Origin of the sequence: Kribbella sp. NPDC051586, from assembly GCF_044453965.1 — a bacterium.
In the GTDB taxonomy this organism is placed as follows: domain Bacteria; phylum Actinomycetota; class Actinomycetes; order Propionibacteriales; family Kribbellaceae; genus Kribbella.
On sequence record NZ_JBITDF010000003.1, the window covers coordinates 1 to 18,785 of the forward strand.

Below are 18,785 nucleotides of genomic sequence, written 5' to 3' on the forward strand. Positions count from 1 at the left end.
CCTGGCTCACCTTCTACAACAATCAACGCCGACACACCGCACTCGGCGGCCGACCACCCATCAGCCGACTGTCACCAACCTCATGACCGAGTACAGCTAGAAGGGCTGTCCGCGCGCTGCATCGGGGCGTGCCCGTGATGGGGAGCAGTCCTGCGGAGACCGCAGGGTGTCGTGTTAGCAGAACGAGACGTCGTGACTACGGATGTGCTGCCGAGTCCGGCCCGGTCAAGATGCCGCCTGCTCCTGGTCCTGCTCGGTCGGCGTGGTGTGGACCAGCGGTGATTCGGCTTCTGCGTCGGACCAGGGACGTGTGATCGCGGCGTCGAGGGAGTCTTCGTCGACGGTTCGGCCGAGAGCGGACGCGAGGACATGTACAGCCAGTCGAGGCGGAATCGCATTGCCGATCTGTTGGGCGATGTCACGGCCGGACCACGGGTAGTCGCTCGGGAAGGTCTGCAGTGCACCAGCCTCGGGAAATGAGAACCGATCGGCGCCGCCGTCGGTGGTCTTGACGCGGTTGCGCGTGACTTTTCCGGTCACGGTGAACGCCGGTTGATCGGAAGTTCGACGTCCTCGTTTCTTCGGATCTCCACCGGTGCCGTAGTTGGAGACGACTGTGAACGGCTCCGGGCGGTCAGGAAGAGCCTCGTGCATCGTCCGCCACCGTTTGAGGGCCGCCTCACCGTTCTCGCGAGGGACGTCTCGTCGGAACGGTCGGTGGGTGGGCCGCGGAAGCGACGCGTTGCCATTGCGTCGCGCGATGAGGATCGCGCGACGCCGGGTCTGTGGGACCCCGAACTGCTCGGTCCGGAGGATTCCGCACTCGCAGCTGTAGTCGATGTCTCTGAGAACTTGACTCACGGTCTGCCAGACCGGGAGAACGGCCGGCACCTGCTCGAGCACGATAGCCTCGTACGGCTCGCCCGACCGATACGCTTCGAGCGCCCAGCGCAGCGGTTCCAGTACCAGTCTCGTGCGGTCGTCGACGGTCATCAGCACGCCCTCAGCGTCCTCGTCCAACGCCATGTTGTGTGCCGCCTTGACAACGAGATTCAGCGCGCGCCGCCCGTCGCCGTTACCTGCAACGGTGTAGGTCTGGCACGGTGGGCCGCCGGCGAGGATCTTCGCACCGCTGTACTCCTTGGGTGCGTGGTCGCGTACGTCGCCTCTCTCGGTCGCGAGGCCTGCCTCGTCGCGAGTCTCACAAGCGTTTTGATCCCACTCGACTCCGAGGGCTGGTACTCCGAGCCAGCGCGCAGCGACGTCCAGTCCACCGGGTCCCGCGAACAGGTCCACCATCTCGAATTTCGCAGGCAGATCCCGGGTCATGCCGCGCAGTATATGGGCCGTCTCGAGGCCCGACGATCCGAAACGCCGCCGGGCGCGGACGACGCTGTCGGCTTGTGGCGATTCGTACCGTTGCCCCGCGGATCGTGAGAAGTTGGACAGCGTAATGGACACGAACGACTCGGCTGCTGAGGCGACAGGAATCCCTGCATCGCCCCGTCCCATCCTGCAGACTTCGGCCGAGACATCGGCACGGATGTCGCGGCAAGCGCGACGCGATACCAAACCCGAGATCGAGCTACGCCGACGCCTGCATCGTCTCGGCTACCGGTATCGGATCAACTGCCCGTTGCCCGGGATGCCGCGCCGGCGGGCGGACATCACGTTCAGCGCGAAGCGCGTCGCGGTCTTCGTCGACGGCTGTTTCTGGCACGGCTGTGCCGAGCACGGCACCAGTCCTCGGAACAACGGGGTGTGGTGGGCGGAGAAGCTCCGGAAGAACGTCGACCGCGATCGCGAGACCGACGCCTACCTCCGCGAATCGGGCTGGACCGTACTGCGGGTCTGGGAGCACGAGGACCCGGACGCGGCGCTCCGACGGGTCGTCGGGGTCTTGACTACCGAGAGGGAGTCGGGTGACTGTACGTAACGTTCGGTCATCTGTCGCGATATAGCCGCCGGGGGACCTCGGGGGAGCGCACGGCTCCGGGTTCAGGCGGACAGCGTCCGTACGTTATCGACCGCAGGAGCGGAAGCATGTCAGATCCAGAGCTGTACGCGGTGTTCGCCGAGTTCGCGAGAACACACGGAGCAGCAGCGGCGGCCGATCGGTTCAAACGGTCGTTGCCCGAGCTCGCGGAGACGTTCCGCAAGCAATTCGAGGACGACCTGGTGCGCGTTCAGGCAGGCGGGCCGCCGGTCATCGCCGCAGGGCGCAATGCTTGGTACAGCGGTCCTACGGATGCCGACCTCCACTGGCCTGCACTGCGGCGGGAGTTCGAACGCCAGAACTGGCCGAAGGACCGGATCTGTGACGTCGATCGTGCTTCGAGCACTGTGGTCGCCCACACGCCGCGGCCGGACCTCACGGCGTGGGACGCCAAGGGTCTCGTTGTCGGCTATGTGCAGAGCGGGAAGACCACCAACTTCACCGGCGTCATCGCGAAGCTCGCCGACGTCAAGTACAAGATGATCATCGTCCTGTCCGGGATTCACAACGGACTCCGACGCCAGACTCAGGTCAGGCTCGACGAGCTCCTGAAGAACCTCACCGCCGACCAGTGGGTCACAATGACCGACGAGTCGACCGACTTCATGGTCCCGACTCACCACGCGTCCGCCCTCCTCAGTTCGGGAAAGCCCGTCCTGATTGTCGCGAAGAAGAACGCGGCCGTTCTGAAGCGCGTCGTGAAATGGCTCGACACTCCGAACAGCCGCGATGCGTTGAAGTCGGCGCCGGTCCTCGTCATCGACGACGAGGCGGATCAGGCATCAGTGGCGACTGCTCAGATCAACCCCCTGATCAGGCGCATTCTCAAGCTCATGCCGAAATGCACCTATATCGGGTACACCGCCACCCCGTTCGCGAACGTCTTCATCGCGCCGAACCAGGACGACCTCTATCCGAAGTCGTTCATCCTCAACCTGCCGCGACCGGAGGGGTACTTCGGACCCGAGATGATCTTCGGCCGGGACGAGGTCGAGGGCGAAGGAGATGGCACGGCACCGGACGGCTACGACATGGTCCGGATCGTGTCCGAGGACGAGGCCCGGATGCTCAGGCCGATGGGAAAGACGTCCGCTGCCGATTTCGAGCCCGAGATGACCGACAGTGTTGTCGACGCCGTTCGCTGGTTCTGGCTGGCGACGGCTGCCCGACGGGCACGCGGCGACTTCGGGCACAGCACGATGTTGATCCACACGTCGGTCAAGATCGACGTACACGAATCGTTCAAGGATCCGCTGCTCGGTATCCAGGCACAGGCGAAGCGGCAGCTCGCACGCGGCGACGACGGAGACATTGCGGAGTGGCGAAAGCTCTGGGAGCAGGAGTACGTCCGAGTTCCGTCGTCGGACTGGGGACGCGAACCGCTGACATTCGACGATGTACTCCGCCGTCTGCCCGCCGTCGTCGACGAGACAGCGGTGGTGCTCGACAACTACCGCAGCCAGGATCGCCTCGACTACAGCCAAGGACCGGTCGTCGCGATTGCCGTCGGCGGTAACACTCTGTCCCGGGGTCTGACGTTGGAGGGTCTCGTGGTGAGCCTCTTCGTGCGTGGCGCCACGGCCTACGACACCTTGCTGCAGATGGGTCGCTGGTTCGGATACCGGACCGGTTATGAAGAACTGCCGCGGATCTGGATGACCAGCAGCCTCGCCGCGGCCTTCAGACACCTGGCGACCGTCGAGCACGAGATGCGCGACGACATCGACCGATACCAGCGACAGGATCTGACTCCGACCCAGGTCGCGGTACGGATCAGGACGCATCCCTCGCTCCGGATCACTGCGAAGATGGGCGCGGCCCAGACGGCGGAGGTTTCGTATGCCGGAAGCCGTCTGCAGACCAGGTACTTCTTCACCCGCGACGTGGACTGGTTGGAGGCGAACCTCGAGGCCGCCCGCGCCGTGATCCAGGAGTCGGTGCGACACGGAACCTCCGACAGCAAAGGGCAGGCCGTCGTCCTGCGAGATGTGCCGGCACCTGTGGTACAGCGCTTCCTGACCAACTATCGAGTGCACCCGGATTCGCCCGACATGGATCCTTCCCTCCTGAACAAGTACATAGACCGTCAACTCGGATCGGACTCACCGACCTTGTCCCGGTGGTCGGTGTGCGTCGTGCCAGGCACCGGACCGACTGTGGATCTGGGGAACGGGGTCGAAGTCGCATCGGTTATTCGGTCGCAACTCGACGACGAGGTGCCCAGTCGGGCAGATATCAAGACACTGATGAGCAAGCAGGACCGCGTTGTGGACCTCTCGATCGCGGTCGGCGATGCGCAGAAACGCACGGAGGCACAACTCAAGGATCTGCGTGATGCAGATCCTGAGCTCCGGGATCGGGGCCTTCTCGTGATCTATCCGATCGACGCAGTCAGTGAGCCTACGCAGAAGTCGAAATCCCAACTGGACCCCAGGAACCCACGACGCCCGCTCGACGCGGTGAACACCGTGATTGGCGTCGGACTGGTCTTTCCTGGTCAGCCGGCGGAGAAGAACAGTGTGATCGCCACGCATCTCGCGGTCGACCTCACCGATGTCGAACAGGACGACGTCGACGAGGCCATCGAGACGGACACCGAGAGCGTGGAAGTGTGACGACGCGCGAGCTGATCGGTCGGGGGTGGGCGGTTCTTTCGCCACCCACCGACCACCGCAGATACGTATCGTTCCCACTCGATGCAGTCGGTGGCCCGACCAACTGTCGCCTCGCCGTCGATCGCGCCGGTGCCAGACATGTGCTGGTTCCGGTTGGACACGGGGATGCACTCCAAGCCCAACGAGGTTCGGCCCTGACGGTCGAGCAACGCGATCTCGTCTTCGGGGGCGCCGAACAGTCCTTTGTCGATGTCGGCTGTGTCCGTTCGGATCTGTACTACGAATTCGACGCAGTCGTGCAGGACATCGTCGACGCGGTACGCGACGCCACGGATGCCCGGCAGGCGACGCTCGAGGTCGTGGCGCGTTGGCGCCGACTGTTCGGAACGGCTGCTGTGCGCGGACTCAGCGCGGAGGCGCGTCGGGGTCTGTTCGCGGAACTCACCTGTCTGCAGGAATTTGCGGCCGCTGACCCCGCCCTGAAGGTGGACAGTTGGCGTGGTCCCTTGCGTGAGCCGCATGACTTCGAGCTGATGTCTGCGTGTGTCGAGGTGAAGGCGACCGGAACGATCTCGGAGGCTGTGCGTGTACATGGGCTCGAGCAGTTGGCGCCGGACAGCGACAGGCTTCTCTACCTCGCCGTCCTGACGGTTGCCGAGGACCCCGACGGACGAACCATTCCGGATCTCCTTGGGGATCTGCGAGGTGTCGTGCGAGATCGGGCGGCGTTTGCCGGCCGATTGATCGCGGCAGGTTGGAGCGACGACGACCCCGGGGCCAACTCCCGGTACGTGATCGGTCCTGTCGTCGTCGTACCGGTCTCTGAGGAAGTCCCGCGCATTGTGCGTAGCTCGTTCACAGCGGCCGAGTTGCCGGACGGCGTCGGCCGGCTGGAGTACTCGATCGACAGAGCGGCCCTCGAACCGCATGCCACGATCGCTTCGTTGACCGAACTAGCCACGAAGGTCGTGAAATGAGCACGCGGTGGTGGTCTCAACCGTTCGCGCCTGAGGGATCCGCGGCCGCCGAAGGCATCGTCAAGCAGCTTGGACGGCCGCTGCTGGATCCGCTCACGGTTCTCGTTCGGGAGGCTGCCCAGAACAGTTGGGACGCGCGAGCAGGCAGCGGCCAGGTCGACTTCCGGATCAATCTGAGAACGCTGGGTCCCTTGACCGACGCCTGGCGTGACCTGATCCTCCCAGGCCCGAAGAGGACGGCCGAGCTGCCGCTCGACGCGTCGATCAAGGACGACGCTGTCCTACTGGTCGTGTCCGACCGTGGGACGCGTGGTCTGGGTGGCCCACTCCGGGCAGGAGCGAGGCCGGCCGACGACGAGAAGGCCGACTTCGTACAGTTCCTGAGAAACGTCGGAGAGCCGAACGACAACGAGTTCGGTGGCGGGACGTATGGCTTCGGCAAAGGGATCTTCTACCGCCTGTCGAGGACGGCAGCGATCCTCGTCGACACCAGGACGTCCCAGGGCGACCGTCGGCTGATGGGTGCGGCCCTCGGCAACAGCTGGTACGACGGAGACCAGCGATACACGGGCAGACATTGGTGGGGAGACGTCGCCGCGGACGGCATCCCCGACCCGTACGTCGGGTCGGAGGCAGAGGATCTCGCTGCTCAGCTCGGTCTCCCCGGGTTCGCTCACGGCGAAACCGGAACCGACGTCGCGCTGATTGCTGCCGACCTCGGAACGTCCGACGACGCAGGCGAGTCCCGACCGAGAACGGTGCAGGAAGCCGGTCTTTTCCTTGCCTCCTCGATGTTGTGGCATCTCTGGCCGAAGGCCGTGGCAGTCGAATCGACACCGCCGATGCGCTTCTCGGTCGAGATCGACGGCGAGTTTCTGCAGGTTCCTGATCCGCAGTCGGTCTCGGAACTGCGGCCGTTCGTACAGAGTCTCGAAAAGGTACGGACCGGCACCGCGCGCGGGTACCGACGTACCGTCGCACCCAAGGACGCAGGCCGACTCGCGTTGACCGTCGGTGCTGCCACGACACAGTCGGCCGACGAGATTGTGGAGATGGCCAAGCCCTACGAGGGACCGTCGCATCACGTCGCCCGGATGCGTGTCGCGGAGCTCGTCGTCGACTACCTGCCGACCAGCGCGCACCCGGACGGATTGCTGCGGTACGGCGGCGTCTTCAGGTCGACGCTCGATTCGGACGAGTACTTCGCGTCGTCCGAGCCCCCTACCCACGACAGTTGGGTGGAGAAGGGCCTGAGCGGTACGGCGCGTGGCGTTGTGCAGGGCGGGCGCAGTTTCGTCGTCAAGACGGTTGATGCGGAGCTCGGACTCGGTGACGGGGCTACCGGCGGTCAGGCCAAAGGTCTGGGCGCGCTGTCGTCTCGTCTGGCGTCTTTGCTGCCGTCGGTCTCCGCAACTGGTCCCGGCGCCGGTCAGCCCGGGTCGTCCGGCGGCTCCGGCGGGCAGGGACGTGTCGTACCGCGCATCGTAGACGGTCCGAATCTCCACAGGTACGACGGGAAACTGCACCTGATGGCCAAGGTTCATGTCCCGCCCTCGTCGACGGACCGGACTGTGCGGGCCGAGGTTGCGGTCGTCGTGGACGGTGGCGGGCGCGAGTCTGTGGCGCCGGCGGGCGCGCCGGTTCCTGTCGTGACCGGGTGGCGAACCGAGGACGACCGAGGGATCGACGGACCGGAGGTGGTCGTTCGTCCTGGCGACTCCACCGACTGGTGGGTCTTCGCGACGTATGTACCGGACGCCGTGGTTCGCTTCAGGATCACGGAGGGGGCCACCGATGGCAAATGAAGTCCGTCCGTATCTACTGCCAGGTCGGGGCAGCGTGACGTGGCAACCTTGGCAACTCGTCGACGGGGACGAGTCGACCGTTCTGCCTGACGTTCTCGAAGGTTGGGATTCGGGGACCGACCTGATGATCCGCCGTGTCGTCGTCGTGGATCAGGAGCGTATTCGACACGACGCGGAGCTTCCCGCCGAGGTAGGCCTGGTGGTCACGGTTTCTTGGACCAGTTCTACGTCCCAGATGAGCGAATCGGTGCGACCGATCCGGCTGGCGACCTCGGGACCGTGCGTCCTCGAGGCAGTCCTACCTGGTGACAAGGTCGGGGGTGTCCTGCGGATCAGGACCACCGTTGCCATCGCCAACGCACCTCATGCGCGAGCGCTCGGCATCGCACGTCTCCCAGGCTCGATCCTCGTCGAGGATCACGCCCAGGTCGCGCTCGAGGGCACGATGTCGATGTTCCCGGTTCACGGTGTCGACTTCAGCCACACGAATCTGCATCCGTCGGCTTCGTGGCATCTCGAGGGATCGCCCGATCTGCACGCGCCTTTCATGGGTACTTTCCGCCTGCTGCTGAACCGGCTCGACGGTGAACTGATGAAGGCGGTCGAGCGTGGCGCGAAAACGACCCGACAGCAGGCTCTCGTCGACGAGCTGGCCCATGGCCTCGGTGTTCTGCTGCTCGAACTGGCGGTCGCACATCGGGAGGAGTTGTCCGACCGGGATGTCTGGCCCGCGGATTCGGTCGGTGAGGTCCTGAGCAGGTGCCTGGTGCAAGCAGGTGACCTTCATGAGCCGTCCGGCGCGCAGGACCTTCCGAGATTCCGGTCGACCTTGGCCGGCATCGTCCGGGCAGGCGGTCAGGGAAGGATCTTCGAATGAGTGTGCTGTGGCCGCGGCTTCCCGAGCCGGTCGCGCTCGAAGAGTACGAGAAGGTGCGAGCCGGTTCCGAGCTGCGCTCTGCGGGTCACCATCCGGAACAGGTCTACGCACCGGTGGGCGAGCGGGTCGAGAGCTCCGAGATCACCCGGCTCGCGGACGAGGTTGGCACCCTGGCTTCGTTGCACGGCTTCCCTGCAGCCGTTCCGGATGCGTCGAAGATCGCGTTCGACCGTAGCTGCGCGTCGTTGCTCCGAGGGCTGATGGACGTCACCTGGGCAGAGGCAGGAACACGGTCCATCTGGTCGTTCGTCGCGCTCGTGCCGCTCCCACAGGTCACGCACTGGCGGTTCGGCGTGACAAACGTCGAACGATGGGTGGCCACCGACCTCACGCGCCACACCTGGGCCAGACTGTGGTGGCAGGCAGTGGTCTTCGAGTCGGATCCCGAACTGCTCGGGCTGCTGACCGAAAGTGATCTCAACCAGCTCCTCGAGCGTCGCTCCATCGGTGGGGATCCACGGTTGGTGCGAAGCATCGGGCGAGCGCTTGTTCAGAGCGATCTTGCCGGGATCCCCCGGCGTACCGTCATCCGCGACGTCACCCCGCGACTGCGCCGCCATCTGGCCTTCGTCGACGTCCGCGCACTCGACGACCGGACATTGATCGACTGGTGCTCGTATCTGGTCGGTGAGTCCGTCGCAGGTATTCGCCAACTCTCGCAGTCGACGAGGTGACACGCCTGACCGCTGCCGCGTGCACTCCCGATTCGATAGCGTTGAGAGGTTCGACGACAATCCGTTCATGGCCGCCACACATTTCGCATGACACCAGCCACGTGCCTGCGTGCAGTGCGATCTCTGCGGCCGTCCGGTCAATTCAAGGACGATGTTGGTGAGTTCTCCGCTGACCCTGCAGTTCGATCCGCTGACGATCGAGCACCTGGGATACAAGATGTACTCCCATTTGCCGAACGCATTGGCGGAGCTGATCGCAAATGCGTACGACGCCGATGCGACAAAGGTACGAGTCGTCCTTCGGCAGGACGATGACGGTCGCGCCGTGATCGTCGAGGACAACGGCCACGGGATGGGGCTGGGAGATCTGCAGGACAGATATCTTCGGATCGGACGAAATCGACGCGCCGACAACGACGGGCGGTCCGAGTCGGGTCGGCGTGCGGTGGCCGGTAAGAAGGGTCTGGGCAAGCTCGCCTTGTTCGGCATCGGCGAGACCATCCTGTTGACCACCAAGCGGCGGGGTGAGTCCGCTGAACTACAGGTCGCCCTGAGCTGGTCGGAGATCAAGCACGCCAGCGGGACGGAGTACCACCCGTCACTGTCGTCACGCGCCGCGGCGCTCGAGGAGCACGGTACGACTGTCGAGTTGACGAAGCTGCACCGCCGCACGCCTGTCAACGCCCGCGAGCTGGCCCAGAGCCTGGGCAGGCTCTTCGGCTACCTCGACGACGACTTCGAGATCGAGGTGATCGATGCCGCGGGCACGAAGCGGCCGGTGGACCGTGATTCGCGGTTGAACTCCATCGAGGCCGACGTCGAATGGCGTATCCCCGGCGATCTGCCCGCCGACCTGCGGGCCGACCTGCCGAACGACAAGATCAGAGGTCGGATCGTTGCCGCGGCCAAGCCCGTCCCTGCCGAGCAACGCGGCGTTGCCCTCTACGCCCATGGACGGCTCGCGAACGAGCCGGAGTTCTACGGCGTCTCGGAGTCGAGCTACGCCTTCTCGTACTTGACCGGCTACCTCGACGTCGACTACATCGACGACGGAGCTGCGGACGTGATCGCCACCGATCGACAGTCGATCAGCTGGGACAGTGATCTGACTGCCGACCTCAACAACTATCTTCAGCGCCTTCTGCGATGGGCTTCTCAGGAGCGGCGCGCAGCTCGGAGGAAGGCGACCGAGGAACGTATCGAGTCCGATCATGGCGTCGACTTGAATTCCTGGGTCACATCGATCAGGAGCGAAGAACGAGAGGCCGTCGGACGTGCCGCGTCGGTGCTGACCTCTCCTGACTCGGTGATCGACGACGGCGACCGAAAGGTTCTGATCGAAAGTCTGCGAACCATTGCCCCGGACTACGCCGACTTGCATTGGCGGCATCTGCACCCGGCCATCAAGCGGGTGTCCGAGCGGTACTACGAGTCCGGGCTCTTCCATGCAGCGCTCGCCGAGGCTCTCAAACGGTTCATCAACGAGATACGAAAGGCTACCCACCTGGACGGGAGGGAAGCATCGGCCATCGTCAACGAGGCGTTCAAGGTCAAAGACGCAGAGCCTGTCCCGCTGATCGATGTCGCACGTCCCTATGTCGATGCCGGGTTCGACATCAAGACGTTGAGGAACCTGCGTAACGGGCAGTGGAAGCTGTCGGACGGCGTCGTGGCCGCGTTCCGCAATCCGGGTGCGCACGAGGAAGAGTTGCTGCTGATCGAGACCGAGGCTATGACCTACCAGGACTGCCTGGATGCGTTGAGCATTCTGTCTCATCTCTACCGGCACATGGAGCGTGCCCTGGAGCTCGGCGCAGGCTCGGACCCGAGCCACAACGCCTGACGTTCGTCACTTGCCCTGGGAAGGGCCTCGGTTCGGGGTTTGGCGTCGAGGGGCGGGTGGGTGGTTCGTTGTTGTTGGTGGGGTGCCGGTGGGTGGGTCCAGGCCTTCGAGGGCCTTGAATGATTGGGCCAGGTCAGGGGGTAGGGCCATGCGTGGTGGACCGATGAGGCGGTCAGGCTCTTTGCCTGGGCCTGTTATGGGGCGCACCGTCGGGAGGTGGTCGAGTTCGTCGAGGGCGACGCCTTTCGAGCGTCCTAGTCGGTTGGCGGTGACGTCGAAGATCTCGCCGTTCTTGCGGGGCGCGAAGGCGACGACCTGCCGCACCGGGAGGGACGATCCGGTCGGGCCCTCGAACTCTCGGTAGGTGACTCGGTGCGAGGGGCCCATCGGTCGCCCGCGTCGGTTGAACTCCTCCACCACCGGGATCTTGATCTCGGCGCAGTCGCGGAGGTCCGGATGGTCGTCGGAACGGCCGAGACGCTCGCCAGCGAACTCGGCCTCGCGGCCTTCGCGGAGGGCGCTCAGAGCGACGCGAGCTGCTTCGAACTGCTTGGCGTCAACACCGTTGGGGTCTGCCTGGGCACGGGCGTGGAGCTCACGAAGCTCGTCCTGGAGTTCCGGGTCGAGGATCAGGTGATACCTGGCCGTCATCGGGGTGCGGGCGGCTCGTTGTCGCTGTCGAGATTCCAACCGAACTCTGCGGCGAGGTCGTCGGCCGAGACGTAGTCCTCGGCGCGGTTCGTCGTCAGGCGTCGCTGAGTGACCTCGCGAATCTCCGTGGCCTGCTCGGCGTCCTCGGCCAGCTCCTCGAGCTGCTCCCATCGGTCGAACGGAACGACCACGCCTTCGGGGCGACCGTCGTCGCCGAAGATCAGCGGCTCGGCCTGGCCCGCGCGGAACCGCTGCAGCATCCGAGGCAGGTTGTACGCCGCGGTCGCCGTATCGATCACGTTGACCCGGTCACCGTTCGGGCGATCCTGCGGTGTCTCCGTCGACATCTGGGCTCCTTCGCTGACTGTCTGTCCAGCCTAGACGAGGCAGCTGCCCGCCCGTCGCACTTATCCACAGGAGTTGGGGTTGAGGGTCTGCCAGAGGGTGTAGGGGATTAGGACGGCTTCTGGTTTGGTGGTGCCGAAGATCAAGGGGTCTTGGTAGCCGAGGTGGAAGCGGGTGAGCATGTGGGGGAGGAGTTCGGCGGCGGTGGAGGGGGTGATCAGGCAGATGGGCTCGGTTTCGTTGGGGTTCATTGGGGGCCTTTCGGTGGGGTTCTCAGCAGAATAGAAGTTGGGTAGTGGTCGGCGGGGGAGTTATCCACAGGGGGCCTGGGGCAACTGATGGGAGTGGTGGATGGGTGAGCCGCGGTGGGTCGAGGTTCGGGTGGTGGGGGATGCGGGGGTGGATGAGGGGCAGTGTGTGAAGGCGGTTCGGCAGTTGCGGAAGGAGTTGGCGGACGAGGGGCTGCCTACGCAGGATGTGGTTCAGACGGGTGGGGCGGCTCAGGGCGATGGGTCTATTGCTATTGCGGTGGCGTTGGTGGGGGCCGGTGGGGTGGTGCCTACGTTGGTCGCAGTACTGCGGGACTGGATTCGGCGGCGGAAGAGTCCGGGGAGGATTGTGGTGACGTTGGGGGACGACTCGATCGAGATGGAGCGGCCGACGTTCGACGGGCGGGCTGTGTTGCTCGAGGAGTTCCTGAACCGAGCGCGCTAGTCAAACGTGTGAAGCGTTGTCCGGGGAATCGGGCGGGCGTAGCGTCGTTGGGTGGGGGAGGGGATTGTGATGCTGCACTCGGTGCGGCGGTGCAGGATTCGGGGAGGCCTTGGGCGGCGGCCTGTTCGTTGTGGTTTCGGGGGACCGCGGCGGAGCTGGTGGGAGCGCCGGCGGGTCTGAGGTCGAGCCCGAAGAGGAAGCTCTGCCCGGACGTCCCTCCAGAAGGGTGGAGCCCAAAGGAGCCCGGGGTGCGTGAGCACCCCGGGTTCCCTGCGTTGCGTCGGCAAATGGCTACCGAACGTTGCGGAACCACGGCCTGACGCGGGAGCATGATGGCGCGATCCTGGGAGGGTTCTGTACGGGTTTAGCTACAGGTTGGGCTGGTGGACGACGATCCGGAGTTCGCGGATCGGGGGATTCGGCAGTTGCGGCGGGAGTTGGGTGAGTTCGACACCCGGCGACGTACGGACTGCCGCGCCTGAGGGCAGCAAGGGCGACGCCGTCGTCGTCGGGCGCGGTTGATCGAGGCGTTCCTGCGCAAGCACGAAGCGAGCTGAGCCGTGGGGTCTGCGCCACCTCAACACCCCTGCGCAGGACCCGGAGGCGCCGAGCGCGACGACCTGACGCTGTTGTACTGCAGCGGCCATGGTTTGAAGGGACGACAACGGTCGCCTGTACCTGGCGATGAAGAACACCAAACGCGAGCGCGTACAGCAGATCGCGAAAGCGGACTCGGCCGTCCACACGAAGACCGAGCTCGGTGGGCGTGGCCGGATCGTGCTGACGGCAACGGGCTCGACGCAGTACGCCTTCGAGGGCAGTCAGATCCACGGCGAGGCAGCGCAGTCCGTCTTCACCCGTCACGTGGTCGAGGGTTTGCGAAGCAAGGTGTGGGCGGATTGCTGTACGTCGTCGACACCGGAGTCGCGAGGTTGTCGCCAGGCTGGCTACCGATCTGCGGGCCGCGGTGGCACTGGCGGTCAGCGCGGACGGGCAGTGCATCTATGTCGGCCGGATCTACGAGGCAGGCATCGTCGTACTCGACGCGGCTGGTCCGACCGTGATCGGCACCATCGAGCTGCCACGTTGTCGGGCCGGCCCCTGTGCGGAGCCGGCCCGAGGTGTTTAGCGCGAGGCCTACAGGTTGCCGAAGAACTTGCGGAGGTCGGCGGTGACGTCGTTCGGGCGTTCGAGGGTGGCGAAGTGGCCGCCCTGGTCGAAGTTGGACCAGTGGACGATGTTGGTGTTGTCCCGCTCGGCCAGCGGGCGGATGGTCTTGAAGTCGTCGGCGAAGACGGCAACGCCGGTCGGCGCGTGGTTGAGCTGCGGCTCGGCGCCGGAGTTGGCTTCCTCGTAGTGGTAGCGGCCGGCGGCGGCCGAGCTGTTGGTGAACCAGTACAGCGAGACCTCGGTCAGGATCTGGTCGCGGCTGACCAGGCTGGTGCCGTTGCCGAAGTTGTTGAAGAGTTCGTTCCAGGCGAGCTGGCCGACGGGGGAGTCGGAGATGCCGACGGCAACGGTCTGCGGACGGGTCGAGTTGATCGCGTTGTACCCACCGACCGACTGGAACCACTTCAGGTGCTCCAGCGCGGCGTAGTCCTCCGGCGTGAACTTCTCGAACTCGGCCGGGTCGCCCGACGGGAACGAGAACAGCTGCAGTACGTGCAGCCCGAGGAACCCAGCGGGGTTGAGTACGCCGAGCTCACGCGAGATCATCGCGCCGCCGTCGGACCCGTGCGCGCCGTACGACTCGTAGCCGAGCCGCCGCATCAACGTGTCGTACGTCCGCGCCACCCGCGCCATCGTCCAGCCGCGGTCGACCAGCGGCGTACTGAAGGCAAAGCCCGGCATCGACGGGACCACCACGGAGAAGGCGTCCGACGACGATCCGCCGTACGACTCCGGATCCGTGAGCGGGCCGATCATGTCGAGGAAGTCGACGAACGAGCCCGGGTAGGTGTGCAGCAGGAGCAGCGGCGTCGCGCCCTCGACGGCGGACGGGACGTGGATGAAGTGGACGGTCTGGCCGTCGATCTCGGTGAGGTAGTGCGGGAACTCGTTCATCCGCGCCTCCTGCGCCCGCCAGTCGAACCCGTCCTGCCAGTGGTCGACCATCTCGCGGAGGTAGTGGTTCGGGGTGCCGAGGTCCCAGTTGTCGCCGGGAGCGGGCTCGGGCAGCCGGGTCCGCGCGAGGCGGGTCTGCAGATCGTCCAGGTCGGCCTGGTCGATGGTGACGGTGAAGGGCCGGATGCTCTCGTTTGTGCTCATGGGTTTACCGTAGAATCCATATAGGAACATTAGATTCCTAATTAGGAGACTGATTTGCTCGAGACCTCGCAACGCCTCCTCAGCCTCCTCGCGTTGCTGCAGACGCGGCCGGCGTGGACCGGCACGGAGCTGGCCGAGCGGCTCGAGGTGACGACGCGGACGATCCGCAACGACATCGACCGGCTCCGCGAGCTCGGGTACCCGGTCGACGCGACGCGCGGCTCGTCCGGGCATTACCAGCTCGGCGTCGGCGCGAAGCTTCCACCGCTGCTGCTCGACGACGAGGAGGCGGTCGCCGTCGCGGTCGGGCTGCGGACCGGTGCCGGCGTGGCGGGGATGGGGGAGAGCAGCGCGCGGGCGCTGACGAAACTCGAGCAGGTCCTCCCGCACCGGCTCCAGCGCCAGGTCAACGCGATCCACCGGGCGATGGAGAAAGGCCCCGACAACACCGGGTCGAACGTCGCGGATCCGGAGATCGATCCCGGCGTACTCGCCACGATCGCGGCCTGCATCCGTGACGAGCACTACCTCCGCTTCGAGTACGCCGTCGCGCCGGGCAGCCCGGCCCGCGGCGCGGGATCCGGCGTCATCCAGGACCTGCCGATCCTGGTGGAGCCTTATCGTCTGGTGAGCTGGCAGCGGTACTGGTACCTCGTCGCGCGGGACGAGCAGTCGGTCTGGCGGACGTACCGCGTCGACTGGATAACGTTGCGCATGGCAACAGGTCGCAGGTATCAACCGCGGCCGATCGCCGACGAGGACTACACCGACTTCGTACTGCGGGACGTCGCCACCACCGGCTGGAAGGTGCACGCCCGCATCACCGTCGACGCCCCTGCCCAGGAAGTCCTGTCCCGCATCCACGCCGCCGTCGGCATCGTCGAATCCGTCGACGACAACACCTGCATCCTCGTCACCGGCGCCGACTCCCTCGAAATCGTCGCCGTCTACATCGGCATGCTCGGCCTCGACTTCCACGTCGACGGCCCACCCGCCCTCATCACCCACCTCGAAACCATCGGCAACCGCTACCTGAAGGCGATCCCGGTACCGACGGACGGGTAGTGGTCGGGCGATCGGCGATCACCTGAGGACCCTTCAGGCGGGGAGGTGGGTGGCCGCGGCGACCACTACCCGTCGTTCGGTACCACGTCTGCGCCAAGGCCGGCGTTGCGGGCCTGGATTATGGCGGTGGATCGGTCGGCTATGCCTAGTTTGGTGAAGATGGTGGAGACGTTGTTGGCTACGGTTTTGGAGGCCAGGGCGAGGCGGTCGGCGATGGCGGGGTTGGAGAGGCCGGCGGCGATGAGGTCGAGGATCTGGCGTTCGCGGGTGGTGAGTTCGGGGAACGGGTCGGCGGCCGGGGGTGGGGCGGAGAAGAAGGTGAGGACTCGGCGGGCGACGCCGGGGCCGAAGATGGCTTCGCCGGCGGCTACGGCGCGGATGGCGCGGGCTATTTCTTCTTGTTCGGCGCCTTTGACCAGGTAGCCGCGGGCGCCGGCGCGCATGGCGGCGAAGACGGAGTCGTCGTCTTCGAACATGGTGAGGACGAGTACGGCGGTCTCCGGCGCCGAGCGGGCCAGCTCGCGGGTGGCGGCGAAGCCGTCGAGGTCGGGCATCTGCAGGTCGAGTACGGCGACGGCGGGGCGACTGGTGATGACCTCGCGGACCGCCTCGCGGCCGGTTGAGGCAACGCCGACGACCTCGATGCCGGGGAGCGAGGTCAGGAGTGCAGCCAGGCCGGCTCGGACCACGGGATGGTCATCTGCCAGCACCACGCGGATGGTGTCGGGGAGGTCGCCGGCGGTCATCGTGGCTCCAGCGGGGCCGTCGTCGCGGCGAGGGGGAAGCTGGCGCGGACCAGGCCGCCCGTCGGGGTTGGGCCGGCTTTGAAGGTGCCGCCGAGTTCGGCCGCGCGTTCGCGCATCGCCTGTAGGCCGACGCCAGGACGCCAGGCGCCGTTCGGCGGGCCGTCGTCGGTCACCTCGATCTCGAGGTCGCTGCCGCAGCGCAGGGCGAGTACGGCGGAGGTCGCGCGGGAGTGCCGTACGACGTTGGTCAGCGCCTCGGTCGCGATGCGGTACGCCGCGACCTCGAGCGCGGCCGGCAACGTCGGCAAGCCGTTGGCCGAGACCGCGACCTGGATGGTGGCGCCGTCGGCGCGGAACGACAGCTGGTCGGCTCGCTGCCGCAGCGCCCCGACCAGGCCGAGCTCGTCCAGTGCCGGCGGCCGCAGGTCGTCGACGAGTCGGCGTATGTCGCCGATCGCGGTCCGCGTGTCCGCCCGCAACCTCGTCAGGAGATCGACAGCCCCCGAGGCGTCGGGGGACGGCGGCGCGGCGGCGGTGCGGTCCCGCGTGGCGTCGGCGGTGATCAGGTTGGCGACGGCGTCCGCGGAGAACGCGATGCCGGTGAGGGTCGGGCCAAGGCCGTCGTGGAGGTCGCGGCGGAGACGGCGACGCTCCTCCTCGCGCGCGGAGATGAGCTTCTCCCGCGACGACTGCAGCTCAGCGGACAACCGAGTCGCGTGCACAGCAACGGCCAGCGGTACGGCGACCAGCCCGAGCACACTCCGATCGGCCGACGACAACCCGGACTCGCCAGACCGCACTCCGATGTCGAGAGATCCGACCACCTCTCCGCCGTACGAGAGTTCCAGCGGTACGACGTCCCCCGGCGTACCGTCCACAGCGATCACCTGGCCGTCGACGGTCAACGCGGCGTACGGGAGACGGAGCGCGGACCGGATCGCGGCGACCACACCGGGCAGCCCGGCGGACAGCTGCTCGCCAACCCGCGACGCGACCCGCGCCGGGTCATGCCGATCGCCGTACAACGCCCGATCGACGAGCTGCTGCAAACGAGGCAGAACAGGCGCGATGATCAGCGCGACGAACACCGTCACCGCCGCGGACCGCCCGACCTGGGACGCGATCAGCGAGTCGAGCAACGCCACCAGTACGGCGTAAATGCCAATGGCAACCAACGACAACAGGGCCCAGGTCAGCGCCCGCGAGATCACCAGACGGATGTCGAGCAGCTGGTAGCGCACGATCGCGACCGCCACCGAGATCGGGATCAGCGGAATCGCCAGCAGCACAAGGATCGGCGTACCGGTGACGAAGGCCCACGGTGTGACGAACAGGATCGCGATCACCGATGCCAGCAGCAACCACAGGAGTTGCCGTCGGCCCGTTTCGTCCGCGCGCCGGTACCTGACCGCCAGGCAGATGATGGCCAGCAGGATCGCGAGCAGGTTGCGCAGCTCGGTCAAGCTCCACAGTGGCTGCAGATCGTCGTACGACGGGATCGAGAGGTAGCCCCGCGGGAGATCGGGCGCGATCGGGTCGCCGCTGCCGACCATCTCCAGGACGAACAGCGGTGCGGTGGCGATGATCCCGATGGCCGCCCAGCGCCACCGCGGCGAGAGCAGGCGGCCGGTCGGGAAGAGCAACAGCGCCAGCGGCAGGAACAGACCGATCGACCAAGGCCAGGCGGCCGAAGAGATCGTCACGAAGACCCGCTGGGCAGACAGTGAGCCGCCCTGGGCACCGATGAACTCGGCAAGCGCGCCGGCCAGCGGTGTGGTCGCGTGGCCGATCCCGTCCGCGAGGAAGAGCCAGCCGATCGGGTTGGACGGCCAGTGCCAGGCGATGACCGCGCCGCACAGACCGAACGTCAGTGCCATCAGGCCGTTGGTCACCATGAACGAGTCGACCAGCTCGTGCCAGCCCCAGCCGATCGCGAGGAGATAGCCGACGGCGACCGCGACCTCGGCAACCACGAAGCCCGCGAGCAGACCGGCCAGGCCGGCTCGGGCGACTCGGCCCCGTCGGCTCGGTGCGGTGGTGGTCATATCCGAAGTGTGCGCCCAAAGGGTTCCCGGCGTCTCGGGATCGCGTTCCCGGCCCGGCCGGGGAGCCGCCTGAGCAGCAGGGAACCCGGCCCCGGGCCCGACCA

General features: G+C 66.3%; 18 protein-coding genes. 10 read left to right on the forward strand and 8 right to left on the reverse strand.

The genetic code is table 11. From position 1 onward, the window contains the following. Positions 1–225: 225 nt before the first annotated feature. The gene (locus ACIA58_RS18925; RefSeq protein WP_396405001.1) at positions 226–1,329 is read right to left on the reverse strand and encodes a DNA cytosine methyltransferase; all 1,104 of its coding nucleotides are present in this window, start codon (positions 1,327–1,329) and stop codon (positions 226–228) included. 124 nt (positions 1,330–1,453) lie between these two features. Between ACIA58_RS18925 and ACIA58_RS18930 the strand changes: the two genes are divergently transcribed. From ACIA58_RS18930 to ACIA58_RS18960, 7 genes are all read left to right on the forward strand, one after another. Beyond that, entirely contained in the window at positions 1,454–1,936 is a 483-nt protein-coding gene (locus ACIA58_RS18930) for a very short patch repair endonuclease (protein WP_396405002.1), read from the forward strand. A gap of 107 nt (positions 1,937–2,043) precedes the next feature. Next, positions 2,044–4,611 (forward strand): Z1 domain-containing protein, encoded by a 2,568-nt coding sequence (locus ACIA58_RS18935; protein ID WP_396405003.1) that lies wholly within the window; start codon positions 2,044–2,046, stop codon positions 4,609–4,611. Next, the gene (locus ACIA58_RS18940) at positions 4,608–5,588 is read left to right on the forward strand and encodes a PD-(D/E)XK motif protein (protein ID WP_396405004.1); all 981 of its coding nucleotides are present in this window, start codon (positions 4,608–4,610) and stop codon (positions 5,586–5,588) included. Before ACIA58_RS18935 ends, ACIA58_RS18940 begins: the two co-directional genes overlap by 4 nt. Next, positions 5,585–7,393 carry a hypothetical protein gene (locus ACIA58_RS18945; RefSeq protein ID WP_396405005.1) on the forward strand — a complete coding sequence of 603 codons (1,809 nt, stop codon included), beginning with the start codon at positions 5,585–5,587 and terminating at the stop codon, positions 7,391–7,393. The genes ACIA58_RS18940 and ACIA58_RS18945 overlap by 4 nt, the downstream gene beginning before the upstream one ends. A gap of 34 nt (positions 7,394–7,427) precedes the next feature. Next, positions 7,428–8,270, forward strand: a complete 843-nt coding sequence (locus tag ACIA58_RS18950) for a hypothetical protein (RefSeq protein ID WP_396405006.1) — start codon at positions 7,428–7,430, stop codon at positions 8,268–8,270. Further along, the gene (locus ACIA58_RS18955; RefSeq protein ID WP_396405007.1) at positions 8,267–9,004 is read left to right on the forward strand and encodes a hypothetical protein; all 738 of its coding nucleotides are present in this window, start codon (positions 8,267–8,269) and stop codon (positions 9,002–9,004) included. Before ACIA58_RS18950 ends, ACIA58_RS18955 begins: the two co-directional genes overlap by 4 nt. Positions 9,005–9,161: 157 nt before the next feature. Then, positions 9,162–10,847, forward strand: coding sequence for a TIGR02391 family protein (locus ACIA58_RS18960; protein WP_396405008.1), 1,686 nt, complete (start codon positions 9,162–9,164; stop codon positions 10,845–10,847). Positions 10,848–10,853: 6 nt separating this feature from the next. Here the strand turns inward: ACIA58_RS18960 and ACIA58_RS18965 are convergent, their stop codons facing one another. From ACIA58_RS18965 to ACIA58_RS18975, 3 genes are read right to left on the reverse strand one after another with little or no spacing between them, the layout of a single operon-like run. After that, a complete protein-coding gene (locus ACIA58_RS18965; RefSeq protein WP_396405009.1) occupies positions 10,854–11,498 on the reverse strand; it encodes a hypothetical protein in 645 nt (214 codons plus the stop codon). Continuing rightward, positions 11,495–11,845 carry a hypothetical protein gene (locus ACIA58_RS18970; RefSeq protein ID WP_396405010.1) on the reverse strand — a complete coding sequence of 117 codons (351 nt, stop codon included), beginning with the start codon at positions 11,843–11,845 and terminating at the stop codon, positions 11,495–11,497. The genes ACIA58_RS18965 and ACIA58_RS18970 overlap by 4 nt, the downstream gene beginning before the upstream one ends. A 60-nt stretch (positions 11,846–11,905) precedes the next feature. Beyond that, positions 11,906–12,094, reverse strand: coding sequence for a hypothetical protein (locus tag ACIA58_RS18975; RefSeq protein ID WP_396405011.1), 189 nt, complete (start codon positions 12,092–12,094; stop codon positions 11,906–11,908). Between the two features lie 100 nt (positions 12,095–12,194). On the opposite strand from ACIA58_RS18975, the gene ACIA58_RS18980 reads away from it, so the two are divergent. Continuing rightward, on the forward strand, positions 12,195–12,557 hold the full coding sequence (locus ACIA58_RS18980) for a hypothetical protein (RefSeq protein ID WP_396405012.1): 363 nt from the start codon (positions 12,195–12,197) through the stop codon (positions 12,555–12,557). A 368-nt stretch (positions 12,558–12,925) separates the two neighbouring features. Here ACIA58_RS18980 and ACIA58_RS18985 read toward each other — a convergent pair whose 3' ends face one another. Continuing rightward, entirely contained in the window at positions 12,926–13,204 is a 279-nt protein-coding gene (locus ACIA58_RS18985; RefSeq protein WP_396405013.1) for a hypothetical protein, read from the reverse strand. A 320-nt stretch (positions 13,205–13,524) separates the two neighbouring features. Between ACIA58_RS18985 and ACIA58_RS18990 the strand changes: the two genes are divergently transcribed. Beyond that, the gene (locus ACIA58_RS18990) at positions 13,525–13,686 is read left to right on the forward strand and encodes a hypothetical protein (RefSeq protein ID WP_396405014.1); all 162 of its coding nucleotides are present in this window, start codon (positions 13,525–13,527) and stop codon (positions 13,684–13,686) included. An 8-nt stretch (positions 13,687–13,694) separates the two neighbouring features. On the opposite strand, the gene ACIA58_RS18995 is transcribed toward ACIA58_RS18990, so the two are convergent. Further along, complete coding sequence (locus tag ACIA58_RS18995) at positions 13,695–14,825, reverse strand: epoxide hydrolase family protein (protein ID WP_396405015.1); 1,131 nt, start codon at positions 14,823–14,825, stop codon at positions 13,695–13,697. A gap of 54 nt (positions 14,826–14,879) precedes the next feature. Between ACIA58_RS18995 and ACIA58_RS19000 the strand changes: the two genes are divergently transcribed. Then, entirely contained in the window at positions 14,880–15,890 is a 1,011-nt protein-coding gene (locus ACIA58_RS19000; RefSeq protein WP_396405016.1) for a helix-turn-helix transcriptional regulator, read from the forward strand. A 65-nt stretch (positions 15,891–15,955) separates the two neighbouring features. Here the strand turns inward: ACIA58_RS19000 and ACIA58_RS19005 are convergent, their stop codons facing one another. Together ACIA58_RS19005 and ACIA58_RS19010 are read right to left on the reverse strand one after the other, a co-directional pair. Next, complete coding sequence (locus ACIA58_RS19005; RefSeq protein ID WP_396405017.1) at positions 15,956–16,636, reverse strand: response regulator; 681 nt, start codon at positions 16,634–16,636, stop codon at positions 15,956–15,958. Continuing rightward, positions 16,633–18,681 carry a histidine kinase gene (locus ACIA58_RS19010; RefSeq protein ID WP_396405018.1) on the reverse strand — a complete coding sequence of 683 codons (2,049 nt, stop codon included), beginning with the start codon at positions 18,679–18,681 and terminating at the stop codon, positions 16,633–16,635. Before ACIA58_RS19010 ends, ACIA58_RS19005 begins: the two co-directional genes overlap by 4 nt. Positions 18,682–18,785: the final 104 nt, after the last annotated feature.

Excerpts from the sequence above, each read along its gene's own strand:
- ACIA58_RS18925 (WP_396405001.1), bottom strand. The coding sequence starts at position 1,329 with ATGACCCGGGATCTGCCTGCGAAATTCGAGATGGTGGACCTGTTCGCG.
- ACIA58_RS19010 (WP_396405018.1), bottom strand. The coding sequence starts at position 18,681 with ATGACCACCACCGCACCGAGCCGACGGGGCCGAGTCGCCCGAGCCGGC.
- ACIA58_RS18935 (WP_396405003.1), top strand. The coding sequence starts at position 2,044 with ATGTCAGATCCAGAGCTGTACGCGGTGTTCGCCGAGTTCGCGAGAACA.
- ACIA58_RS18965 (WP_396405009.1), bottom strand. The coding sequence starts at position 11,498 with ATGACGGCCAGGTATCACCTGATCCTCGACCCGGAACTCCAGGACGAG.
- ACIA58_RS18975 (WP_396405011.1), bottom strand. The coding sequence starts at position 12,094 with ATGAACCCCAACGAAACCGAGCCCATCTGCCTGATCACCCCCTCCACC.
- ACIA58_RS18980 (WP_396405012.1), top strand. The coding sequence starts at position 12,195 with ATGGGTGAGCCGCGGTGGGTCGAGGTTCGGGTGGTGGGGGATGCGGGG.
- ACIA58_RS18995 (WP_396405015.1), bottom strand. The coding sequence starts at position 14,825 with ATGAGCACAAACGAGAGCATCCGGCCCTTCACCGTCACCATCGACCAG.
- ACIA58_RS18955 (WP_396405007.1), top strand. The coding sequence starts at position 8,267 with ATGAGTGTGCTGTGGCCGCGGCTTCCCGAGCCGGTCGCGCTCGAAGAG.
- ACIA58_RS18970 (WP_396405010.1), bottom strand. The coding sequence starts at position 11,845 with ATGTCGACGGAGACACCGCAGGATCGCCCGAACGGTGACCGGGTCAAC.
- ACIA58_RS18945 (WP_396405005.1), top strand. The coding sequence starts at position 5,585 with ATGAGCACGCGGTGGTGGTCTCAACCGTTCGCGCCTGAGGGATCCGCG.
- ACIA58_RS18985 (WP_396405013.1), bottom strand. The coding sequence starts at position 13,204 with ATGGCCGCTGCAGTACAACAGCGTCAGGTCGTCGCGCTCGGCGCCTCC.
- ACIA58_RS18930 (WP_396405002.1), top strand. The coding sequence starts at position 1,454 with ATGGACACGAACGACTCGGCTGCTGAGGCGACAGGAATCCCTGCATCG.
- ACIA58_RS19005 (WP_396405017.1), bottom strand. The coding sequence starts at position 16,636 with ATGACCGCCGGCGACCTCCCCGACACCATCCGCGTGGTGCTGGCAGAT.